This window comes from Duganella hordei (assembly GCF_040369125.1).
GTDB classification, from domain to species: Bacteria; Pseudomonadota; Gammaproteobacteria; order Burkholderiales; family Burkholderiaceae_D; genus Rugamonas; species Rugamonas hordei.
Genome location: NZ_BPWI01000005.1, coordinates 423,768 through 443,650 on the forward strand (window position 1 = coordinate 423,768; position 19,883 = coordinate 443,650).

The 19,883-nt window shown below is 66.2% G+C and carries 14 protein-coding genes; 12 read left to right on the forward strand and 2 right to left on the reverse strand.

Annotated features, from left to right (window positions below; all coding sequences use genetic code 11):
* The first annotated feature begins 356 nt into the window (after positions 1 to 356).
* The 4 genes from ABWW33_RS15075 to ABWW33_RS15090 all read left to right on the forward strand — a co-directional run bounded on the left by ABWW33_RS15075 (position 357) and on the right by ABWW33_RS15090 (position 8,827).
* Positions 357 to 1,277 carry an alpha/beta hydrolase gene (locus tag ABWW33_RS15075; RefSeq protein WP_353402539.1) on the forward strand — a complete coding sequence of 307 codons (921 nt, stop codon included), beginning with the start codon at positions 357 to 359 and terminating at the stop codon, positions 1,275 to 1,277.
* 240 nt (positions 1,278 to 1,517) lie between these two features.
* On the forward strand, positions 1,518 to 4,460 hold the full coding sequence (locus ABWW33_RS15080; protein ID WP_353402541.1) for a TonB-dependent receptor domain-containing protein: 2,943 nt from the start codon (positions 1,518 to 1,520) through the stop codon (positions 4,458 to 4,460).
* Between the two features lie 13 nt (positions 4,461 to 4,473).
* Entirely contained in the window at positions 4,474 to 5,781 is a 1,308-nt protein-coding gene (locus ABWW33_RS15085) for a GntT/GntP/DsdX family permease (RefSeq protein ID WP_176653982.1), read from the forward strand.
* A 19-nt stretch (positions 5,782 to 5,800) separates the two neighbouring features.
* The gene (locus ABWW33_RS15090; RefSeq protein WP_353402543.1) at positions 5,801 to 8,827 is read left to right on the forward strand and encodes a glycosyl hydrolase family 28-related protein; all 3,027 of its coding nucleotides are present in this window, start codon (positions 5,801 to 5,803) and stop codon (positions 8,825 to 8,827) included.
* Positions 8,828 to 8,917: 90 nt separating this feature from the next.
* Here ABWW33_RS15090 and ABWW33_RS15095 read toward each other — a convergent pair whose 3' ends face one another.
* A complete protein-coding gene (locus tag ABWW33_RS15095; protein WP_176653983.1) occupies positions 8,918 to 9,982 on the reverse strand; it encodes a substrate-binding domain-containing protein in 1,065 nt (354 codons plus the stop codon).
* Between the two features lie 134 nt (positions 9,983 to 10,116).
* On the opposite strand from ABWW33_RS15095, the gene ABWW33_RS15100 reads away from it, so the two are divergent.
* The 5 genes from ABWW33_RS15100 to ABWW33_RS15120 all read left to right on the forward strand — a co-directional run bounded on the left by ABWW33_RS15100 (position 10,117) and on the right by ABWW33_RS15120 (position 15,861).
* On the forward strand, positions 10,117 to 10,602 hold the full coding sequence (locus tag ABWW33_RS15100) for a formate dehydrogenase subunit gamma (RefSeq protein WP_176653984.1): 486 nt from the start codon (positions 10,117 to 10,119) through the stop codon (positions 10,600 to 10,602).
* Positions 10,599 to 12,164, forward strand: coding sequence for a formate dehydrogenase beta subunit (locus ABWW33_RS15105; RefSeq protein WP_353402545.1), 1,566 nt, complete (start codon positions 10,599 to 10,601; stop codon positions 12,162 to 12,164). The genes ABWW33_RS15100 and ABWW33_RS15105 overlap by 4 nt, the downstream gene beginning before the upstream one ends.
* 67 nt (positions 12,165 to 12,231) lie before the next feature.
* Positions 12,232 to 15,033, forward strand: coding sequence for a formate dehydrogenase subunit alpha (gene fdhF / locus ABWW33_RS15110; RefSeq protein WP_353402648.1), 2,802 nt, complete (start codon positions 12,232 to 12,234; stop codon positions 15,031 to 15,033).
* Positions 15,034 to 15,045: 12 nt separating this feature from the next.
* Positions 15,046 to 15,306 carry a formate dehydrogenase subunit delta gene (locus ABWW33_RS15115; protein ID WP_353402547.1) on the forward strand — a complete coding sequence of 87 codons (261 nt, stop codon included), beginning with the start codon at positions 15,046 to 15,048 and terminating at the stop codon, positions 15,304 to 15,306.
* A gap of 129 nt (positions 15,307 to 15,435) precedes the next feature.
* Positions 15,436 to 15,861: an MBL fold metallo-hydrolase gene (locus ABWW33_RS15120; RefSeq protein ID WP_353402548.1), complete on the forward strand. Its 426-nt coding sequence runs from the start codon at positions 15,436 to 15,438 to the stop codon at positions 15,859 to 15,861.
* Here ABWW33_RS15120 and ABWW33_RS15125 read toward each other — a convergent pair.
* A complete protein-coding gene (locus ABWW33_RS15125; RefSeq protein ID WP_176653989.1) occupies positions 15,851 to 16,837 on the reverse strand; it encodes an NAD(P)H-quinone oxidoreductase in 987 nt (328 codons plus the stop codon). The two genes, ABWW33_RS15120 and ABWW33_RS15125, sit on opposite strands and share 11 nt — an antisense overlap.
* A gap of 281 nt (positions 16,838 to 17,118) precedes the next feature.
* Here ABWW33_RS15125 and frc point away from each other — a divergent pair, with 281 nt between their 5' ends.
* From frc to ABWW33_RS15140, 3 genes are read left to right on the forward strand one after another with little or no spacing between them, the layout of a single operon-like run.
* The gene (gene frc / locus ABWW33_RS15130; protein ID WP_176653990.1) at positions 17,119 to 18,366 is read left to right on the forward strand and encodes a formyl-CoA transferase; all 1,248 of its coding nucleotides are present in this window, start codon (positions 17,119 to 17,121) and stop codon (positions 18,364 to 18,366) included.
* Positions 18,356 to 18,937 carry a TIM barrel protein gene (locus tag ABWW33_RS15135; RefSeq protein WP_353402550.1) on the forward strand — a complete coding sequence of 194 codons (582 nt, stop codon included), beginning with the start codon at positions 18,356 to 18,358 and terminating at the stop codon, positions 18,935 to 18,937. Before frc ends, ABWW33_RS15135 begins: the two co-directional genes overlap by 11 nt.
* A complete protein-coding gene (locus ABWW33_RS15140; protein ID WP_353402552.1) occupies positions 18,934 to 19,878 on the forward strand; it encodes a histone deacetylase family protein in 945 nt (314 codons plus the stop codon). The genes ABWW33_RS15135 and ABWW33_RS15140 overlap by 4 nt, the downstream gene beginning before the upstream one ends.
* Positions 19,879 to 19,883: the final 5 nt, after the last annotated feature.

Here is a 19,883-nt window from a genome sequence, read left to right on the forward strand (position 1 = left end):
AGAACAATGTACAGTGATATTCAAATTCTGGGTACACAGTCGGCGCCAGCAGTTGGGGCGGAACCAGGCACTCAATAAGCAATAGCAAGCTATGGTGAGTTATGCACGGCGTCTACAGCATAAAGAGGCCTCAACTCGGTTAATCGGAACCGGCATGCGATCTTGGTCTGATATCGGTTTCGATATCGAAGTCAAGAAAAAAGTTATTAGCTTGTCGGAAATTTAAGCAGTACATTTCGATGGTCAGCCAAAAATGTTACCGCAACCATTTTGTTGCTCTCTACCATTGTGACTAACATTAAAAAAATACGACCCTGAAACCGGGGCACACAGACACTAAAAAACCAGGAGACACGATGAAGAAATTTGGCCTTGCGGCGCTTGCGCTGTCGCTGATGCACATGGGCGCCGGATCCGCGCTGGCGCAGAACGACAAGATGACGCCGATCGCCACGCCGGCGCAACCGGCCGCGATCACGCTGGACACGGGAACACTGCCCGGCGCGACCGCGCCGGAAGCCTGGCACCGTCAATACAACAGCGTGTTCGCCCGCAACGTCACGGTCGCCACGCTGACGCCGTTCCTGCCGTCCGCCGCCAAGGCCACCGGCGCCGCGGTGATCGTTGCGCCGGGCGGCGGTTTCCGCACGCTGTCGATGGAAAACGAAGGATGGCAGGTGGCCCAGGCGCTGGCCGGGAAGGGCGTGGCGGCCTTCGTGCTGAAATACCGTTTGAACCAGACCCCGCAGGACATGGCCGGCTTCGAACGCTCGATGGCGGAAATGTTCTCCGCAACGGCGAAGCGGCCGCCCGCGCCGCAGGATCCAGCCACCGCCTATGCGCCGCAGGTCGCCGACGCCCGCGCCGCCTTTGCCCTGGTCCGCGCCCGCGCCAAGGAGTGGCATGTCGACGCCGACCGCGTCGGCATGCTCGGCTTCTCGGCCGGCGCCATGCTGACCATGTCGACCGCGCTGTACGGACAGGATGCCAAGCCGGCCTTCATCGGCAACATCTACGGTCCGCTGTCGGCGGTGACCGTGCCGGCGGACGCGCCGCCGTTGTTTGTCGCGCTGGCGGCGGACGATCCGTTTTTCGGCAACGGCGGCTACGGCCTGATCGACAGCTGGCGCGGCGCCAAACGCCCGGTGGAGTTCCACCTGTTCGAGCAGGGCGGCCACGGTTTCGGCATGTATCCCAAGACCACCACCAGCACCGGATGGTTCGACGGCTATGTGCGCTGGCTGGGCATGCACGGCTACCTCCAGCCCAAGCGCTAGCGGATGTCGGTGACTATCTCAATTAAAACTGTTAGCGCTAGCAGAGCGACAGCACCGTAATTCTCGATCAAAATAGCCACCTGTGGCTAAACGGCAACCTTAAAAATGCAATTCGGTGAGATGATTTGGTAACGCTAACATTGTCACGGAGGGAATTCACACAAAAAAAAGCAGTTCCGAAGCACAGTCGCACCGGCTCACACAGGACGAAGCCGCTCATTAAAATAAGAGGAGATAACCATGAAAACACCATTTCAGCGCACCATGATCAACCTTGCAGTGGCTAGCGCCTGCGGCATCCTGTCGATGCCCGGCCACGCCCAGCAAGTACCGGCCGACGCGGTTAAACCAGCAGGCGCCACCCCGGCCGCGCCGGAACCCGAGGAGGTGAAAACCGTCGTCGTGTCCGGTTCGCGCATCGCCGCGCGCGGCTTCTCGCAGCCGACGCCCACCACGAGCCTGTCGTCCGCCGACCTCGACAAGGCGGCCAAACCGAATATTTTCGAATCGCTGATCGAACTGCCGGCGCTGCAGGGCAGCACCGGCCGCACCACGAACACCTTCAGCACCTCCAGCGGCATCCAGGGCCTGAGCTCGCTGAGCCTGCGCGGCCTGGGCACGCTGCGCACCCTGACCCTGCTGGACGGCCAGCGCGTGGTCGGCGCCAACGTCACCGGCGTGACCGACGTCAGCCAATTCCCGCAACTGCTGGTCAAGCGCGTCGACGTGGTCACCGGCGGCGCCTCGGCGTCCTACGGTTCGGATGCGATCGGCGGCGTGGTCAACTTCATCACCGACAAGAAATTCAACGGCTTCAAGGCCAACGTGGCCGGCGGCGAGACCCAGTACCACGACGACAAGAGCGGCACGCTGCAGGCCGCCTGGGGCAAGGGCTTCATGGACGACCGCCTGCACGTGACCGTCAGCGGCGAATTCACCAAGCAAAATGGCATCGATTCGCCAGGCTTCGGCCAGGTGGGCGCGGGCGGCCGCGACTGGTACAACAATCCCGCCCTGCAGGAATCGACCAAGGATATGCAGGCCGCCGGCGCGCCGCGCTTCAAGAGCATCATCAACGCCCAGCACATCCAGTACGCCAAATACGGCCTGATCACCAACGGCCCGTTGAAAGGCACGGCGTTCGGCCCCGGCGGCACGCCCTACGCGTTCCAGTACGGCACCGATTGCGTCGGCAACTTCTGCATCGGCGGCGACCGTGACGGCAGCGTCGGCGCCGGCACCAACCTGGCGATGAACTTCAAGCGCGAAGTCGCTTACAGCCGCGTGTCGTGGGACCTCGATGCGGACAATGAAATCTACGTCACCGGCAACTGGGCGCAGGTCACCTCCGTGTTCTCGCCGAATCCGGGCGCGGCCAAGCAGGGCAACCTGTCCATCCGCTGCGACAACGCCTACCTGCCGGCTTCGGTCGCCGCCGGTTGCGCTTCCGGCTACCCCACCGGCGCCATGTCGGTCGGCACCGCGAACGCCGAGTTCCCGTCCAACATCAACGTGCATCCGACGCGCACCCAGCGCCGCGTGGTCGTCGGCGCCGACGGCAAGTTTACGATGTTCGGCAAGGAATGGTCGTACGATGCGTATGCCGAGCACGGCGAGAACAAGACCGTGATCCAGGTGAAGGACATCACGCTCAATCCGCGCTACAACTTCGCCATCGACGCGGTCAAGGACCCGGCCACCGGCCAGATCGTCTGCCGCAGCGCCACCGCCCGCGCCGCCGGCTGCCAGCCGATCAACATCTTCGGCAATGTCCCGATCAACATGGCGGGATGGAATTACATCGCACCGGTCAACGGCCCAATGCAGCACACGGATTCGACGCAAAATGTTGTTAGCGCTAACATCAATGGCGAGCTGGCACAGGGTTGGGCCGGCCCGATCTCGGTGGCGTTCGGCGCCGAATGGCGCCGCGAGGACTACTCGGTGTTCGGCGACCCTTACGGCGCCGGCGTGGCGGTCGAGTCGCCTTACAGCCCCAGCTATCCGGCCGATCCGACCTTGTCCGTCACCGGCGACAACTGGTTCGCGGGCAACTACCACAACGGCAAGGGCGCGTTCAACGTCAAGGAAGCCTATGTCGAATTCAACATCCCGTTCCTGAAGTCGGCCACCCTGGGCGAGGCCAACCTGAACATCGCCGACCGCGAGGAGAAATACAGCACGGCCGGCAAGGCCCGCGCCTGGAAGCTGGGCGCCACCTGGCAGACCCCGGTCGACGGCCTGCGCCTGCGCGCGGTCAGCTCGAAGGACGTGCGCGCGCCCAACCTGTCGGAGCTGTACGCCGCGATGACGGTCACCAACCAGGCGGTCAACAACAGCCAGGGTTCGTCGGTCCAGATCCAGCAGCGCAACGTCGGCAACCCGGCGCTCAAGACCGAAGACGCGCGCAACAATTCCTTCGGCCTGGTGCTGAGCCAGCCGAGCTGGGCGCGCAACTTCAACTTCTCGGTCGACTACTACGACATCAAGGTGCAGAACGTGATCAGCTCGCTGAATCCGCAGCAGGAGGTCGACCTGTGCTACGGCGGCAACCAGGCGGTCTGCTCGGCGGTCTCGATCAACGGGCCGGCGGGCACCAACTATGTGCTGGCGCAGAGCTTCAACTTCGCGTCGCTGCATACGCGCGGCGTCGACTTCGAGATGGCTTACCGCAAGAACATGGGCGACTTCGGCCTGCCCGGCACCGTCACGCTGCGCGGCCTGGCGTCGCGGATGATCCACTCGATCTCCGATCCTGGCGTGCCGGGCACGACGCCGATCGAAGGCGCGGGCGCGATGACCGGCCCCACGCCGAAGTGGAAGGGGCTGGTGTCGCAGTCGTGGGATGGGCTGATGGCCGGCAAGCTGGGCCTGACCCTGAGCGAACGCTGGATAGGCGCCGGCGTATTCAACAATGAATACATCGAGTGCCGGACCAATTGCCCGCTGCCGACCGCGGCGCATCCGACCATCTTCGACAACCACATGCCGGGCGCGGTCTATGTCGACCTTGGCGGCAACTACAGCTTCTCGAAACAGGTGACGGGCTACTTCAAGGTCGACAACCTGGCGGACCGCGCGCCGGTGATGGTGCCGCAGACCAATCTGAGCCTCGGCCTCAATCCTGCGGTCTATGACTCGGTCGGCCGTACCTACCGCGTCGGTGTCCGCATGAACTTCTAAGGGGGCGCCAGCCGTGTGGAGTTTATTTTCCGTACTGCTGGCGGTCGGCCTGCTGACCATCATGATCGCCTGGGGCAAGGTTCAACCGCTCCTGGCGTTCGTGGTGGCAGCCATGGTCGCCGCCCTGATGCTGGGCATGCCGCTGGCGAAGATCCCCGGCGCCATCGAGAAGGGCATCGGCGATTTGCTCGGTTCGCTGGTGGTGGTCATCTGCCTGGGCGCCGTGTTCGGCAAGCTGATTGCCGACAGCGGCGCCGCCCGGCGCATCGCCGTCAGCCTGATCGACACGCTGGGCCCGCACCGGATGCCGGTCGCCATGACCGTCACCGGCTTCGTGGTCGGCATGCCGCTGTACTACAACGTCGGCTTCGTGCTGATGGTCCCGCTGATCTTCTCGCTGGTGTTCCAGTCGGGCCGGCCGGCGGTGGCGCTCGGCATGCCCTTGCTGGCCGGCCTGTCGATCGCCCACGGCTTCCTGCCGCCGCACCCGTCGCCCACCGCGCTGGTGGCGGCGGTGCACGCGGACATGGGCAAGACGCTGCTGTACGGCTTGCTGGTGGCGATTCCGACGCTGATCATCGCCGGCCCGGTCTTCGCCATGACGCTGAAGAACATCCGTGCCCAGCCGGCGGCGATTTTCAACGCCGAACCGAAGCCCGATCACGAACTGCCGGGCACCTTCGCCAGCTTCTTCACGGCGCTGCTGCCGGTGGCGTTGCTGGGGGCGCTGACCCTGACCACCTTGCTGCGTCCCGAACTGACCCAGCCGCTGGCGTTCTTCTCCAACCCCACGGTGGTGATGCTGGCGTCGTACGCGGTGGCCATCTACACGCTCGGTCTCGGCCGTGGCCAGACGCTGCCGCAGGTGATGGGCTCGGCCCAGGAAGCGCTGCGCGAGATCGCGCCCATCCTGCTGATCATCGCCGGCGCGGGCGGCCTGAAGCAGGTGATGACCGAGTCCGGCGTCAGCGCCCAGCTCGGCGCCCAGCTGGCCAGCCTGCCGGTGCCGCCGCTGCTGCTGGGCTGGGCGGTGGCGACGCTGATCCGCGTCTGCCTCGGTTCGGCCACCGTCGCCGGCGTGACCGCTGCCGGCGTGGTCGGGCCGCTGGTGGAATCGTCGGGCGTCAATCCCAACCTGATGGTGCTGGCCGTCGGCGCCGGCAGCCTGATGTTCAGCCACGTGAACGATTCCGCCTTCTGGATGTTCAAGGAATATTTCGGCCTGTCGTTGAAGGACACCTTCCGCTCATGGACGATGATGGAAACGCTGGTCGGCAGCTTCGGCATCGTTTTCGTCCTGCTGTTGTCACTGTTCGTTTAGAACAATCAAGGAGACTCATTTGACACACCGATCCATCCTAGTATCGGCGCTGATGCTGGCTGCCCATGCTGCCCACGCTGCGGCCGCGCCGGCTTCCATTTCCGCCTACCAGAGCATGCCGGACGACCCGCGCGCCGTGGTGGTGCACGCCAAGGGCGACGGCGTCGCCGACGACAGCGACGCCCTGCAGCAGGCGATCGACAGCGCGGCCAACAAGGGCGCGGGCGGCGTGGTGTTCCTGCCGCCGGGCCGCTACCGCGTCAGCCGCAGCATCCTGATTCCGATCGCGGTGCGCGTCTACGGCGTCGGCAAGACCCGGCCGGTGCTGGTGCTGGGCGCGAACACGCCGGGCTTCCAGAAGGGCGTGGCCAACATGGTGATCTTCACCGGCACCGACACCTACAATATCGGCGCGGTGGCGATGCCGGTGCCGAGCGCGGTGCCGTTCAGCACGGAGCCGGGGAAGGCCGTGCGCGACGCCAACTCCTCGACCTTCTATTCGGTGCTGTCGAACGTCGACTTCGAGGTCGGCGACGGCAATCCCGCCGCCAGCGGCGTGCGCATGCACACGGCCCAGCACTCGAACCTGTCGCACATCGACTTCCACATGGGCTCGGGCCTGGCCGGCGTCTACCAGGTCGGCAATATCGCCTACAACCTGCGCTTCTTCGGCGGCCGCTACGGCATCCTGGCCGAGAAGACCTCGCCGGCCTGGCAGTTCACCTTGCTGGACTCGACCTTCGACGGCCAGCGCGACGCCGCCATCCGCGAACACGAAGCCGGGCTGACGCTGGCCAACACCGAGATCCGCAACACGCCGGTCGGCATCGAGATCGACCGCGGCTACGGCGACTGGCTGTGGGGCCATGACGTGCGCTTCGAGAACGTGTCCAAGGCGGCCCTCGTCATCAGCAACGAGAACAATGTCTATACCCAGGTCGGCTTCGAGCGGGTCAGCGCGCGCAATGTGCCGGTCTTCGCGCGTTTCCGCGACAGCGGCAAGCAGCTCGAAGGGAAGGGGCGCGACTACCAGGTCGCCGAATTCAACCACGGCCTGAAGCTGCCGGGCCTGGGCGAACCCGGCCAGTTCGACACCAACTACCGCACGGCGGCGCTGCCAGCCGGCAGCGCGACGAACGGCGACACCGCCCGGGTGCTGCGCGCGCTGCCGCCGACCGGCGACTGGGCCAGCGTGCGCAGCTTCGGCGCCAAGGGCGACAGCGTCACCGACGACACGGCCGCGATCCAGAAGGCGATCGACAGCCGCCGCGTGGTCTACCTGCCGCTGGGCTTATACGCGGTCAACGACACCATCCGCCTGAAGCCGGACACGGTGCTGATCGCCCTGCATCCGGGGCTGACCCGGCTGGTGCTGCCGAACGGTTCGCCGCTGTACCAGGGCGCCGACACGCCCAAGGCGCTGCTCGAGAGCGCGCGCGGCGGCGACGCCGTCGTGACCGGGCTTGGCCTGGCGACCGGCGAAGTCAATCCACGCGCGGTGGCGCTGCTGTGGCGCGCCGGCGAGCACTCGCTGGTGGACGACATCCGCATCCAGTGGGGCTATGGCTCGCCGGCCGATCCGTACAAGAAGAACGACCGGTTCGACACCTCGACCTGGTGGGATCGCCAGTACCCGAGCATCTGGGTGACGGACGGCGGTGGCGGCACCTTCACCGGCGTCTGGTCGCCGGCCGGCCATGCGCAGGCCGCTTTCCATGTGACCAACACCAAGACGCCGGGCCGCGTGTACGAGCTCTCGGCCGAACACCACGTCCGCAATGAGATAGTGCTGGACGGCGTCGAGAACTGGTCCTTCTACGCACCGCAGACCGAGGAAGAGGTGCGCGACGGCGCCGACTCGGTGTCGCTCGACATCCGCAACTCGAAGCACATCCTGCTGGCCAACTACCACGCCTACCGCGTGACCCGTTCGATGAAGCCGGCGCCGACCGCCGTCAAGCTGACCAATTCGAGCGACATCCGTTTCCGCAACCTCGCCGTCAACGGCGAGAGCGGCTTCCCCACCTGCGACGAGCAGGGCTGCATCGCCGACGTGCGCGCCTCCAAGTACCCGTACGAAAACGCGATCACGGACGTGACCAACCGGCTCGAAGTTCGCGAACGCATGTTCGCGGTGCTCGACTACAGCGGCAAGCCGGGCACCGCGCCCGCCGCGCCGTCGGCGGCCAAAGTGGACAAGCTGGAAGACGGCTTCTACTCGATCGCCGGCGCCGCCGTGGATTCGAAGGGCAGGCTGTACTTCATCGACCGCCACTTCCAGCGCATCTTCAGCTACGCCCGGGGCGAAGGGCTGAAGACGGTGAGCGACTTCCCGCTCGATCCGGTCAACCTGGCGGTGGACGGCAGCGACAACCTGATGGTGCTGTCCTCCAGCGGCAAGGAGGGCAGCGTGTACATGCTCAAGCCTGGCGTGCCGGGCGCGCCGGTCTCGTTCATCAAGCCCACGCCGCGCGCTGTCCACGCCAACACCCGCGTCGCGCTGCCGGTCAACTACTGGTCCAACGGCGAATTCCAGGACCAGCTGAACCTCGACACCTACGAGTTCACCACGCTGGCCGAAATGTTCGCCCGTGACGCGGCGGTGGCGAAGACGCGCGAATACGTGTCGCCCGACGGCAGCCTGGTGCTGCCGGCGTTCCGGGTCACCCGCCATGGTTCGCTCGACCACCTCGGTTACCGCTGGTCGGACACGCTCGACACCCACGGCTTCGTCTACGCGCAGCCTGGCCAGCGCGTGGTGTTCGCCAACAGCTCGCGCAACCTCACGTTCAGCGGCCTGGTGGGCGAGGGCGGCGCGATCACCGACCTCAAGCAAGTTGCCGATCGCGGCGGCGAAAGCGTGGCGGTGGGGCCGGACGGCAAGGTGTACGTGGCCAACGGCCAGGTCTTCATCTATGGCGCGGACGGCAAGCAGAGCGGGCGGATCGACGTGCCTGCGCGTCCGCTGCAGCTGATCTTCGGCGGTCCGGACCGTCGCACGCTGTTCATCCTGACACATCACGCGCTGTACTCGACGCGGATTTGAACTGTGTAGTTCTCCCGGCCTCCCCAGGCCGTTCGCCGCTCGCCGCAAGGCGCAGCGGCTTTTTTTTGGTTTATCGCGGATTCGTTGCTCTCAGAACAATGACTGCAACTCCAGCCGCTGGCCGCTCAGCGCGCCGTCATAGCCGGGCAGTCCGGCCAGCGTGCTCTTGAACTCCGCGCTTTCCATCACCGCCAGCGCGGCCGCCATCAGCGGTTCGGCCGGCGCCTCGCGCGCGCAGGCGAAGAAGTAGCGCTCCCGTATCACCGGCACGAAATCGAGGTCGAAGCGGCGCGCGGCGGTTTCCACGCCGAAGCTGGCGTCGGCCATGTTGCTGGCGACGTAGGCGGCCACGGCGGCGTGCGTGAACTCGGCGCTGTCGAAACCGTGGATGGCTTCCGGCGTGATCCCCTTGCCGGCCAGCAGCAGTTCCAGCAGCAGCCGGGTGCCGGAGCCGCGCTGGCGATTGACGAAGCGGATGTCGGGACGGGCCAGATCGTCCAGCGCGCGGATATCCTTGGGATTGCCCCGCGCGGCGAAGATGCCCTGCATGCGATAGGCCAGGTGGATCAGCATGTGGCGCCCGGGATCGAGCCAAGGCAGATACTTGGCCGCCGCCGCCGTCTCCAGCTCGCCGACCGGCAGGTGGAAGCCGGCCAGGTCGCATTCGCCGCGCGCCAGCGCCGCCACCGCCTCGGTGCTGCTGCGATATTGCAGGTCGACCATCACCCCTTGCTGCTCCAGCTGCTTGACCAGCGCCGCCACCGCAAAGCCGTGCGAGGCGGTCAGGCGCAATGTCGGCGGACGCTCGGCCAGCAGGCTGGCCAGCTCCTGCTGCAGTTCCGACGCCAGGCTGTCCAGCAGGGGCGTCAGGCGCGCGCTGATGCGTTTGTCGGCCCAGATCAGCTTGTCCGCCAGCGGCGACAGCACCGTGCCTTGCCCGCGCGACTTGACCACCAGTTCGGCGCCGAATTGTTCGTTGAATTCGCGCAGCAGCCCCCACGCATGGCGGTAGGAAATGCCGCATGCCGTCGCGGCCTGGCTGATGCTGCCCAGGTTGCGCACCGACGCCAGTAAATTAAGCAGCACCGGCAGCGCCACCGTGCGGCCATCGGGCTGCCGCAGGATCCAGTCCGGCTGTATCTCGACTTTGAACATTATGCAAAATCCTTCATATTGCGCCGTTGTTTTTACAGTGCTAGCCTAGCGTCATGCATGAATATTAACCGAGATATATGTTATGCAGAACATATATCGGCGGACGGCAAACATTAAAAAGAACGGAGAGCACCATGCAGCAGCGTACACCCCAGGCCGACGAGGTCGCCCAGGCAAACGCCATCCTCGCGGCCAGCAGCGGCGCGCAAGACCAGCTGCTGCCGGTCTTGCACGCGATCCAGGATGCGATCGGCTATATCCCGCCCGACAGGGTGGTCGACATCGCGTCGGCGTTCAACCTGTCGCGCGCCGAAGTGCATGGCGTGATCACCTTCTACCATTATTTCCGCACTTCGCCGCCGGCGCGGCAGGTGGTGCAGATCTGCCGCGCCGAGGCGTGCCAGAGCATGGGCGGCGACGCGCTGCTGGCCCATGCCGAGCAGGCGCTGGGCTGCAAGCTGCACGCGCACAGCCATGACGGCCAATTCGCGCTGGAGCCGGTCTACTGCCTGGGGCAGTGCGCCACCGCGCCGTCGCTGATGATCAACGAAGCCCTGCACGCGCGCGTCACGCCGGCCCGCTTCGATGCACTGCTGGCCAAGGTCAAGGAGGCAGCATGAGCATCCGCATCTACATTCCAGGCGACTCGACCGCGCTGGCGCTGGGCGCCGACGACGTGGCGGCCGCCATCGCCGCCGAAGCGGCGCGGCGCGGCGTCGAGCTCGACATCGTGCGCAACGGCACGCGCGGCCTGCTGTGGCTGGAGCCGCTGGTGGAAGTCGACACGGTGGCCGGCCGCATCGGCTACGGCCCGGTCGACGCGGCCGATGTCGTCGCGCTGTTCGACGCCGGCTTCCATCTCGGTCAAAGCAGCCATCCGCTGGCACTGGGCCTGGTCGAACAGATTCCCTACCTGGCCAAGCAAAGCCGCCTGACCTTCGCCCGCGCCGGCGTCACCGATCCGCTGTCGCTGGCCGACTACGAAGCGCATGACGGCTACAAAGGCTTGCGCAACGCGCTGGCGATGGAGCCGTCCGCCATCGTCGCCGCCGTGACCGCGTCCGGCCTGCGCGGCCGCGGCGGCGCCGCCTTCCCGACCGGGATCAAGTGGAACACCGTGCTGAAAGCGGCCGGCAGCCAGAAGTACATCGTCTGCAACGCCGACGAAGGCGACTCCGGCACCTTCGCCGACCGCATCGTGATGGAAGGCGATCCCTTCATGCTGATCGAAGGCATGACCATCGCCGGCCTGGCGGTGGGCGCCAACAAAGGCTACATCTACGTGCGCAGCGAATACCCGCACGCGATCGCCAACCTGAACCGCGCCATCGCCAGCGCCGTCAAGGCCGGCTTCCTGGGCGCGAACATCCTCGGCTCGGGGCGCGGCTTCGACCTGGAAGTGCGCAAGGGCGCCGGCGCCTACATCTGCGGCGAGGAAACCGCGCTGCTCGAATCCATCGAGGGCAAGCGCGGCGTGGTGCGCGCCAAGCCGCCGCTGCCAGCGCTGTCCGGCCTGTTCGGCCTGCCGACCGTGATCAACAACGTGCTGTCGCTGGCGGCCGTGCCGCTGATCCTCGACAAGGGCGCGGCCTATTACCAGAACTACGGCATGGGCCGCTCGCGCGGCACCTTGCCGGTGCAGCTGGCCGGTAACATCAAGCAGGGCGGTCTGATCGAACTGGCCTTCGGCGTCACCCTGCGCGACATACTGTACGAATACGGCGGCGGCAGCGCCTCCGGCCGGCCGATCAAGGCGGTGCAGGTCGGTGGGCCGCTGGGCGCGTACCTGCCCGAATCGCAGTGGGACACGCCGCTCGACTACGAGGCGTTTGCCTCGCTGTGGGCGGTGCTGGGCCACGGCGGCATCGTGGTGCACGACGACAGCGCCGACATGAGCAAGCTGGCGCGCTATGCGATGGAATTCTGCGCGGTCGAATCGTGCGGCAAATGCACGCCGTGCCGCATCGGCTCCACCCGCGGCGTCGAAGTGATCGACAAGATCACCGCCAACGTCGACGGCGAACGTCCGCGCCAGGTCATCCTGCTGCGCGAACTGTGCGACACCATGCTGCATGGCTCGCTGTGCGCGATGGGCGGCATGACGCCGTACCCCGTGCTGTCGGCCCTGAACCACTTCCCGCAAGATTTCGGCCAGGTCGCTGACGACCAGCGCGCCGCCTAGGAGAATTAGAATGATCGAAACCATCATCGCCCGCGACCTGGGCACCCCGCCGCCGCTGAACCCGAACATGGAGTTCGTCACGCTGACCATCGATGGTGAGCGCGTGACGGTCGCCGCCGGCACCTCGGTGATGCGCGCGGCCGCCGAAAGCGGCACCAACATCCCCAAGCTGTGCGCCACCGACAGCCTGGAGCCGTTCGGCTCCTGCCGTCTGTGCCTGGTCGAGATCGAGGGCCGTCGCGGCTATCCGGCCTCCTGCACCACGCCGGTGGAGGAGGGCATGGTGGTGCGCACGCAGACGTCCAAGCTGCAGGAACTGCGCAAGGGCGTGATGGAGCTGTACATCTCAGACCACCCGCTGGACTGCCTGACCTGCCCGGCCAACGGCAATTGCGAACTGCAGGACATGGCCGGCGTGACCGGCCTGCGCGAAGTGCGCTACGGTTACGAAGGCGCCAACCACCTGAAGCTGAAGAAGGATGAATCGAATCCCTACTTCACCTTCGACTCGTCCAAGTGCATCGTCTGCAACCGCTGCGTGCGCGCCTGCGAGGAAACCCAGGGCACGTTCGCGCTGACTATTTCCGGCCGCGGCTTCGAGTCGCGCGTCTCGGCAGGTCAGAACGAATCGTTCATGGAATCGGAATGCGTTTCCTGCGGCGCCTGCGTCGAGGCCTGCCCGACCGCCACCCTGCAGGAAAAATCGGTGATCTGGATGGGCCAGGCCGAACACAAGGTCACCACCACTTGCGCCTATTGCGGCGTCGGTTGCTCGCTCGATGCCGAGATGAAGGGCAGCGAGGTGGTGCGCATGGTGCCGACCAAAAACGGCAAGGCCAACGAAGGCCACGCCTGCGTCAAGGGCCGCTTCGCCTGGGGCTATGCGACCCACAAGGACCGCATCCTGAAACCGATGATACGTTCGAAGATCACCGACCCGTGGAAGGAAGTGTCGTGGGACGAGGCGCTCGACTACGCGGCGTCCGAATTCAAGCGCATCCAGGCCAAGTATGGCCAGGATTCGATCGGCGGCATCGTTTCCTCGCGCTGCACCAACGAGGAAGGCTACCTGGTACAGAAGCTGGTGCGCGCGGCGTTCGGCAACAACAACGTCGACACCTGCGCCCGCGTGTGCCACTCGCCGACCGGCTACGGCCTGAAACAGACGCTGGGCGAATCGGCCGGCACGCAGACCTTCGCCTCGGTGGCCAAGTCCGACGTCATCATGGTGATCGGCGCCAATCCGACCGACGGCCACCCGGTGTTCGCCTCGCGCATGAAGCGCCGCATCCGCCAGGGCGCGAAGCTGATCGTCATCGATCCGCGCCGCATCGACCTGGTCAAGTCGCCGCACATCCGCTCGCAATACCACCTGCAGCTGCGTCCCGGCACCAACGTCGCGATGGTCAGCTCGCTGGCCCACGTGATCGTCACCGAGGGCCTGCTGGCCGAGCAGTTCATCGCCGAGCGCTGCGAAGACCGCGCGTTCAACCAGTGGCGCGACTTCGTGGCGCAGGAATCGAATTCGCCGGAAGCGATGGAATCGGTGACCGGCGTGCCGGCCGAGCAGGTGCGCGGCGCCGCTCGGCTGTTCGCCACCGGCGGCAACGGCGCCATCTTCTACGGCCTGGGCGTGACCGAGCATGCGCAAGGTTCGACCACCGTGATGGGCATCGCCAACCTGGCCATGGCCACCGGTAACGTCGGCCGCGAAGGCGTCGGCGTCAATCCGCTGCGCGGCCAGAACAACGTGCAGGGTTCGTGCGACATCGGCTCCTTCCCGCACGAGCTGCCGGGCTACCGCCACGTCTCCGACACCACCGTGCGCATGCAGTTCGAGGCCGCATGGGGCGTCGAGCTGCAGGCCGAACCCGGCCTGCGCATCCCGAACATGTTCGAAGCGGCGCTGGACGGCAGCTTCAAGGGCCTGTATTGCCAGGGCGAGGACATCGTGCAGTCGGACCCGAACACCCAGCACGTGATCTCGGCGATGGAGGCGATGGAGTGCATCGTGGTGCAGGACATCTTCCTCAACGAGACCGCCAAGTACGCTCACGTGCTGCTGCCGGGTTCCTCGTTCCTGGAAAAGGACGGCACCTTCACCAACGCCGAGCGCCGCATCTCGCGCGTGCGCAAGGTGATGGCGCCGAAGGCTGGCTACGCCGACTGGGAAGTGACGGTGCAGCTGTCGAACCGCCTGGGCTATCCGATGAACTACAAGCACCCGTCGGAGATCATGGACGAAATCGCGCGCCTGACGCCGACCTTCAGCGGCGTCAGCTACGCCAAGCTGGAAAAGCTGGGCAGCATCCAGTGGCCGTGCAACGACGCCGCGCCGGAAGGCACGCCGACCATGCACATCGACCATTTCGTGCGCGGCAAGGGGCGCTTCATCATCACGCAGTACGTGCCGACCGACGAGAAGGTCACGCGCATGTATCCGCTGATCCTGACCACCGGCCGCATCCTGTCGCAGTACAACGTCGGCGCGCAAACGCGCCGCACCGAGAACGTCAAGTGGCATGCCGAGGACCGGCTGGAGATCCATCCGCACGACGCCGAGGAACGGGGCATCAAGGACGACCAGTGGGTTGGCATCCAGAGCCGCGCCGGCGAGACCGTGCTGCGCGCGCTGGTGACGGAGCGCATGCAGCCGGGCGTGGTCTACACCACCTTCCACTTCCCGGAATCGGGCGCCAACGTGATCACCACCGAGAATTCGGACTGGGCCACCAACTGCCCGGAATACAAGGTCACGGCGGTGCAGGTGATGCCGGTGCAGCAGCAGTCCGACTGGCAGCAGGAATTTGCGCGCTTCCACGAAGAGCAGATGGCGCTCAAGGATGCCGCGACGGCCCAGCCGGCATGAGGAGAGACGACTATGAACATACATCACCTGGTCACCATGGCCAACCAGATCGGCTCCTTCTTCGCGTCCTATCCGGACAAGGAGGAGGCCAGCACCGAGATCGCCAACCATCTGCAGCGCTTCTGGGCGCCGCTGATGCGCCACAAGCTGCTGGCGCACGTCGCCGAGCATCAGGGCGAAGGCCTGGACCCTGCCGTGCTGGCGTCGATCCAGGCCAACATCAAGCGCCTGACGCCGCCGCCGCTCAGGCTGACGGCGCACGCGGAGGACTAGGCGTCTGCGTGTTCTGCTGCGTCACGTCGTCCATTTCGATGATGGCCTGTTTGATCTGCTCGGGCGTGCTGCTGGTCTTGGCCGCCAGCACCCGTTTGCGCGCGGCGGCGCCCGCTCAGCAGATTGTTGGTGTCGGACACTTTCGACGACTGGAACAAACCGGTCGACCCATTTCAGATCTACGGCAACAGCTATTACGTCGGCATGGCCGGCCTCAGCTCCGTGCTGGTGACGTCGCCGCAGGGCCATATCCTGATCGACGGCGGGTTTCCCGATTCGGCGCCGCTGATCGCCGCCGGCATCCGCAAGCTGGGCTTCCGGCTGCGAGATGTCAAACTGATACTGAGCTCGCATGATCACTGGGATCACGCCGGCGGCATCGCCGAACTGCAACGCCTGACGGGAGCGGCGGTGGTGGCCAGTCCTTCAACGGCGGCCGCGCTGAAGCGGGGCAGCATGGACGAAGACGATCCCCAGTTCGAAGGCAATACGCCATATCCCAAGGTGAGCAAGGTGAGAGGAGGCCGGCAAATGATCGTGGAGGTTACTCCTTGATCACCTGCAGCATCACCTTGCCGATGTGTGCGCTGGTTTCCATCAGCGCGTGTGCTTCGGCGGCCTGCTCCAACGGGTAGGTGCGGTAGATCACCGGCTTGATCAAGCCGTCCTCGATCAGCGGCCACGCTCGCGCGCGCAGCTGGCGGGCGATGGCGGCCTTGAACTCCACCGGGCGCGGACGCAGCGTGGAACCGGTCACGCTCAATCGCCGCAGCAGGATCTGCCCGAGCGGAACCTCGGCGCGCGACCCGCCCAGCAGCGCGATGAACACCAGCCGCCCGTCGTCGGCCAGGCAGTTGATCTCGCGCGGCACGTAGGAGCCGCCCACCATGTCCAGGATCACGTCGGCGCCCCTGCCGCCGGTGGCCGCCTTGACCACTTCGACGAAATCCTCGGTCCGGTAATTGATCGCCCGGTCGGCGCCCAGCTCGACGCAGGCGCGGCATTTTTCATCCGAGCCGGCGGTGGCGAACACGCGGTGGCCCATGGCCTTGGCCAGCTGGATCGCCGTCACGCCGATGCCCGAGGTGCCGCCTTGCACCAGCAGCGTTTCGGCCGGCGCCAGCGCGGCGCGGTCGAACACATTGCTCCACACGGTGAAGAAGGTCTCCGGCAGCGACGCCGCCTCCAGCAGGGACAAACCCCTGGGGATCGGCAGGCACAGCTCGATCTGCGCCGGGCAGTACTGCGCGTAGCCGCCGCCCTGGACCAGCGCGCAGACCATGTCGCCGATGTGAAAGCCGCTGTCGCCGACATGGCCGGCGACGATCTCGCCCGCCACTTCCAGGCCCGGCAAATCGGAGGCGCCGGGCGGCACCGGATATTTGCCGGCGCGCTGCAGCAGGTCGGGCCGGTTGATGCCGGCCGCGTGGACTTTGATCAGCACCTGCCCCGGCAGCAGCGACGGGCGCTGGCGCTCGCACAGTTGCAGGACTTCGGGTTCTCCCGGGTGGGTGATTTCAATGGCACGCATGGCTTCCTCTTGTGTTTTTGTGGATAGCCGATGGTAGGCGCGGGCCCGGAAAAATCACCATGACCGCAGTCAATTTTCCGCAAGACGGACGGCGTTGCGGCCATCTGGCGAATCTTGACCGCGGTCAATGAGCATTTACACATGCCTTGCCTATGATGGGTTCAAATCTGGCGCATTCCCGTATTCGCTCCATCCCGCGCCGCAGCAAAATTAAGTTAGCCAAGTGTGCGCCCGCGCGGCGCATACTAACGAAAAAATTATAAATGTTTGGAGACAGTAACATGAGCAAAGCATTAGACGGGGTGCGCGTCCTGGACTTCACCCATGTGCAGTCGGGACCGACCTGCACCCAATTACTCGCCTGGTTCGGCGCCGACGTGATCAAGGTGGAACGGGCCGGGGAGGGCGACGCCACGCGCGGCCAGCTGCGCGACATTCCCGGCGTCGACAGCCTGTATTTCACCATGCTGAACCACAACAAGCGCTCGATCACGCTCGACACCAAGAAGGCCATGGGCAAGCAGGTGCTGGAGACCCTGATCAAGGACTGCGACGTGCTGGTCGAGAACTTCGCCCCGGGCGCGCTGGACCGCATGGGCTTCAGCTGGGAACGCATCCAGGAACTGAACCCGCGCATGATCGTGGCCTCGGTCAAGGGCTTCGGTCCCGGCCCCTACCAGAATTGCAAGGTCTACGAGAACGTCGCCCAGTGCGCCGGCGGCGCGGCGGCCACCACCGGTTTCGACGACGGCCCGCCGGTGGTCAGCGGCGCGCAGATCGGCGACAGCGGCAGCGGCCTGCACCTGGCGCTCGGCATCGTCACCGCGCTGTACCAGCGCAACGCCAGCGGCCGCGGGCAGAAGGTCGACACCGCCATGCAGGACGCGGTGCTGAACCTGTGCCGCGTCAAGCTGCGCGACCAGCAGCGGCTGGAACGCACCGGCACGATGGAGGAATATCCGCAGTTCGCCAACGGCACCTTCGGCGACTCGGTGCCGCGCGCCGGCAACGCCTCCGGCGGCGGCCAGCCGGGCTGGATCCTCAAGTGCAAAGGCTGGGAGACCGATCCCAACGCCTACATCTACTTCATCGCCCAGGCGCCGGTGTGGCCGGCGATCTGCCAGGTGATCGGGCGCGAAGGCTGGATCACCGACCCCGACTACGCCACCGCGCGCGCGCGCCTGCCGCGGCTGATGGCTATCTTCGCCACGGTCGAGGAGTGGACGCGCGAGCACACCAAGTTCGAGGTGATGGACATCCTCAACAAGTTCGACATTCCCTGCGGCCCCATCCTGTCGATGAAGGAAATCGCCGAGGAACCGTCGCTGCGCGCCAGCGGCACCATCGTCGAGGTCGATCATCCGGAGCGCGGCAAGTACCTGACGGTGGGCAATCCGATCAAGCTGTCCGACAGCGCCACCGAGGTCACCCGCTCGCCGCTGCTGGGCGAGCACACCGAAGAGGTCTTGCGTGAACTCGGCTACAACGCCCAGCAGATCGCCGCGCTGCGTGAAGAACGTGTCATCTAGGCAGCTGCGCGCCATGCCCGGTCACGCGGCCAACCTGAACATCCTGTTCGGCGAGCTGGGTTTCCTGGACCGGTTCGAAGCGGCCGCGCAGGCCGGCTTCGAGGGCGTGGAATTCCTGTTCCCGTACTCGTATCCGGTCGAGCAGATCGCGCACCGGCTGTGCAGCCACGGCCTGCAGCTGGTGCGCTACTGCCTGCCGGCCGGCGACTGGGGCGGCGGCGAGCGCGGCATCGCCTGCCATCCTTCGCGCACCGGCGAGTTCCGCTACGGCGTCGAAGAGGCGATCCGCTACGCCCGGCCGCTGGGCGTGCGCCAGCTGCGCTGCCTGGCCGGGCTGCAGCCGGCGGACGTCACGCCGGAACTGGCGCGGCTGACGCTGGTGGACAATCTGCGCTACGCCGCCGGGCTGCTCAAGCCGCACGGCATCGCCCTGCAGATCGCGCTGCGCGACGCGCTCGGCGTGGCCAACGAGCCGGGCTATTTCATCACCGGCGGCGGCCAGGCGCTAGACATCATCCGCGACACCGGCTCGGACAACCTGTTCCTGCCCGACCAGGGCGACCATCCATGAAACCGCACACCCGCATCTACACCCACGTCGATTGCTACGACCACCAGCCGGGCGAGGGCCACCCGGAATCGCCGCGGCGGCTGGCGGTGGTGCTGGAGGCGCTCAAGACGCCCGAGTTCGCCGCGCTGGACTGGCAGGAGGCGCCGCTGGGCACCCGCGCCCAGACCGAACTGATACACGACGCCGATTATTACGACGCCGTCTCCGAGGCGGTGCCGCTGCGGGGCACGGTGCCGCTGGACGGCGGCGACACCATGCTGTCGCCCGGCTCCTGGCAGGCGGTCATGCGCTGCATCGGCGCGGCCTGCGCCGGCATCGACGACGTCATGCTGGGCGAGGCGGCCAACGTGTTCTGCGCGACCCGGCCGTGCGGCCACCATGCCGAGCCGGACCGGGCGATGGGCTTTTGCATCTTCAACCAGGCCGCCATCGCCGCCGCCCACGCCAGCCGCAGCTACCAGCTGGAGCGGGTGGCGGTGATCGATTTCGATGTCCACCACGGCAACGGCACGCAGGCGGCGTTCGCGCCGCTGCCGGGACTGTTCTACGCGTCGTGCCACCAGTCGCCGCTGTATCCGGGCACCGGCCTGCGCAGCGAAACCGGCAGCCGCAACAACATCCTCAACGTGCCGTTGCCGCCGGGCTGCGATTCGGCCATGTTCCGCGACCGCGTGCGGCTCGACATGCTGCCGGCGCTGCGCGCCTGGGCCCCGCAGCTGCTGGTGATCTCGGCCGGCTTCGACGCCCACCGCGACGATCCGCTGGCCGGCCTGCAGCTGGTCGACGCCGACTTCCACTGGATCACGCAGGAGCTGATGGCGATCGCCGCCGACACCGCGCAGGGCCGCATCGTCTCCATCCTCGAAGGCGGCTACAGCGTCTCAGGACTGGCCGGCGGCACCGCCGCCCACGTGCGCGCGCTGATGACCTCCGAACGCTGACCGTT

Excerpts from the sequence above, each read along its gene's own strand:
- ABWW33_RS15075 (WP_353402539.1), top strand. The coding sequence starts at position 357 with ATGAAGAAATTTGGCCTTGCGGCGCTTGCGCTGTCGCTGATGCACATG.
- ABWW33_RS15080 (WP_353402541.1), top strand. The coding sequence starts at position 1,518 with ATGAAAACACCATTTCAGCGCACCATGATCAACCTTGCAGTGGCTAGC.
- ABWW33_RS15095 (WP_176653983.1), bottom strand. The coding sequence starts at position 9,982 with ATGTTCAAAGTCGAGATACAGCCGGACTGGATCCTGCGGCAGCCCGAT.
- ABWW33_RS15100 (WP_176653984.1), top strand. The coding sequence starts at position 10,117 with ATGCAGCAGCGTACACCCCAGGCCGACGAGGTCGCCCAGGCAAACGCC.
- ABWW33_RS15105 (WP_353402545.1), top strand. The coding sequence starts at position 10,599 with ATGAGCATCCGCATCTACATTCCAGGCGACTCGACCGCGCTGGCGCTG.
- fdhF (WP_353402648.1), top strand. The coding sequence starts at position 12,232 with ATGGAGTTCGTCACGCTGACCATCGATGGTGAGCGCGTGACGGTCGCC.
- ABWW33_RS15115 (WP_353402547.1), top strand. The coding sequence starts at position 15,046 with ATGAACATACATCACCTGGTCACCATGGCCAACCAGATCGGCTCCTTC.
- ABWW33_RS15125 (WP_176653989.1), bottom strand. The coding sequence starts at position 16,837 with ATGCGTGCCATTGAAATCACCCACCCGGGAGAACCCGAAGTCCTGCAA.
- frc (WP_176653990.1), top strand. The coding sequence starts at position 17,119 with ATGAGCAAAGCATTAGACGGGGTGCGCGTCCTGGACTTCACCCATGTG.
- ABWW33_RS15140 (WP_353402552.1), top strand. The coding sequence starts at position 18,934 with ATGAAACCGCACACCCGCATCTACACCCACGTCGATTGCTACGACCAC.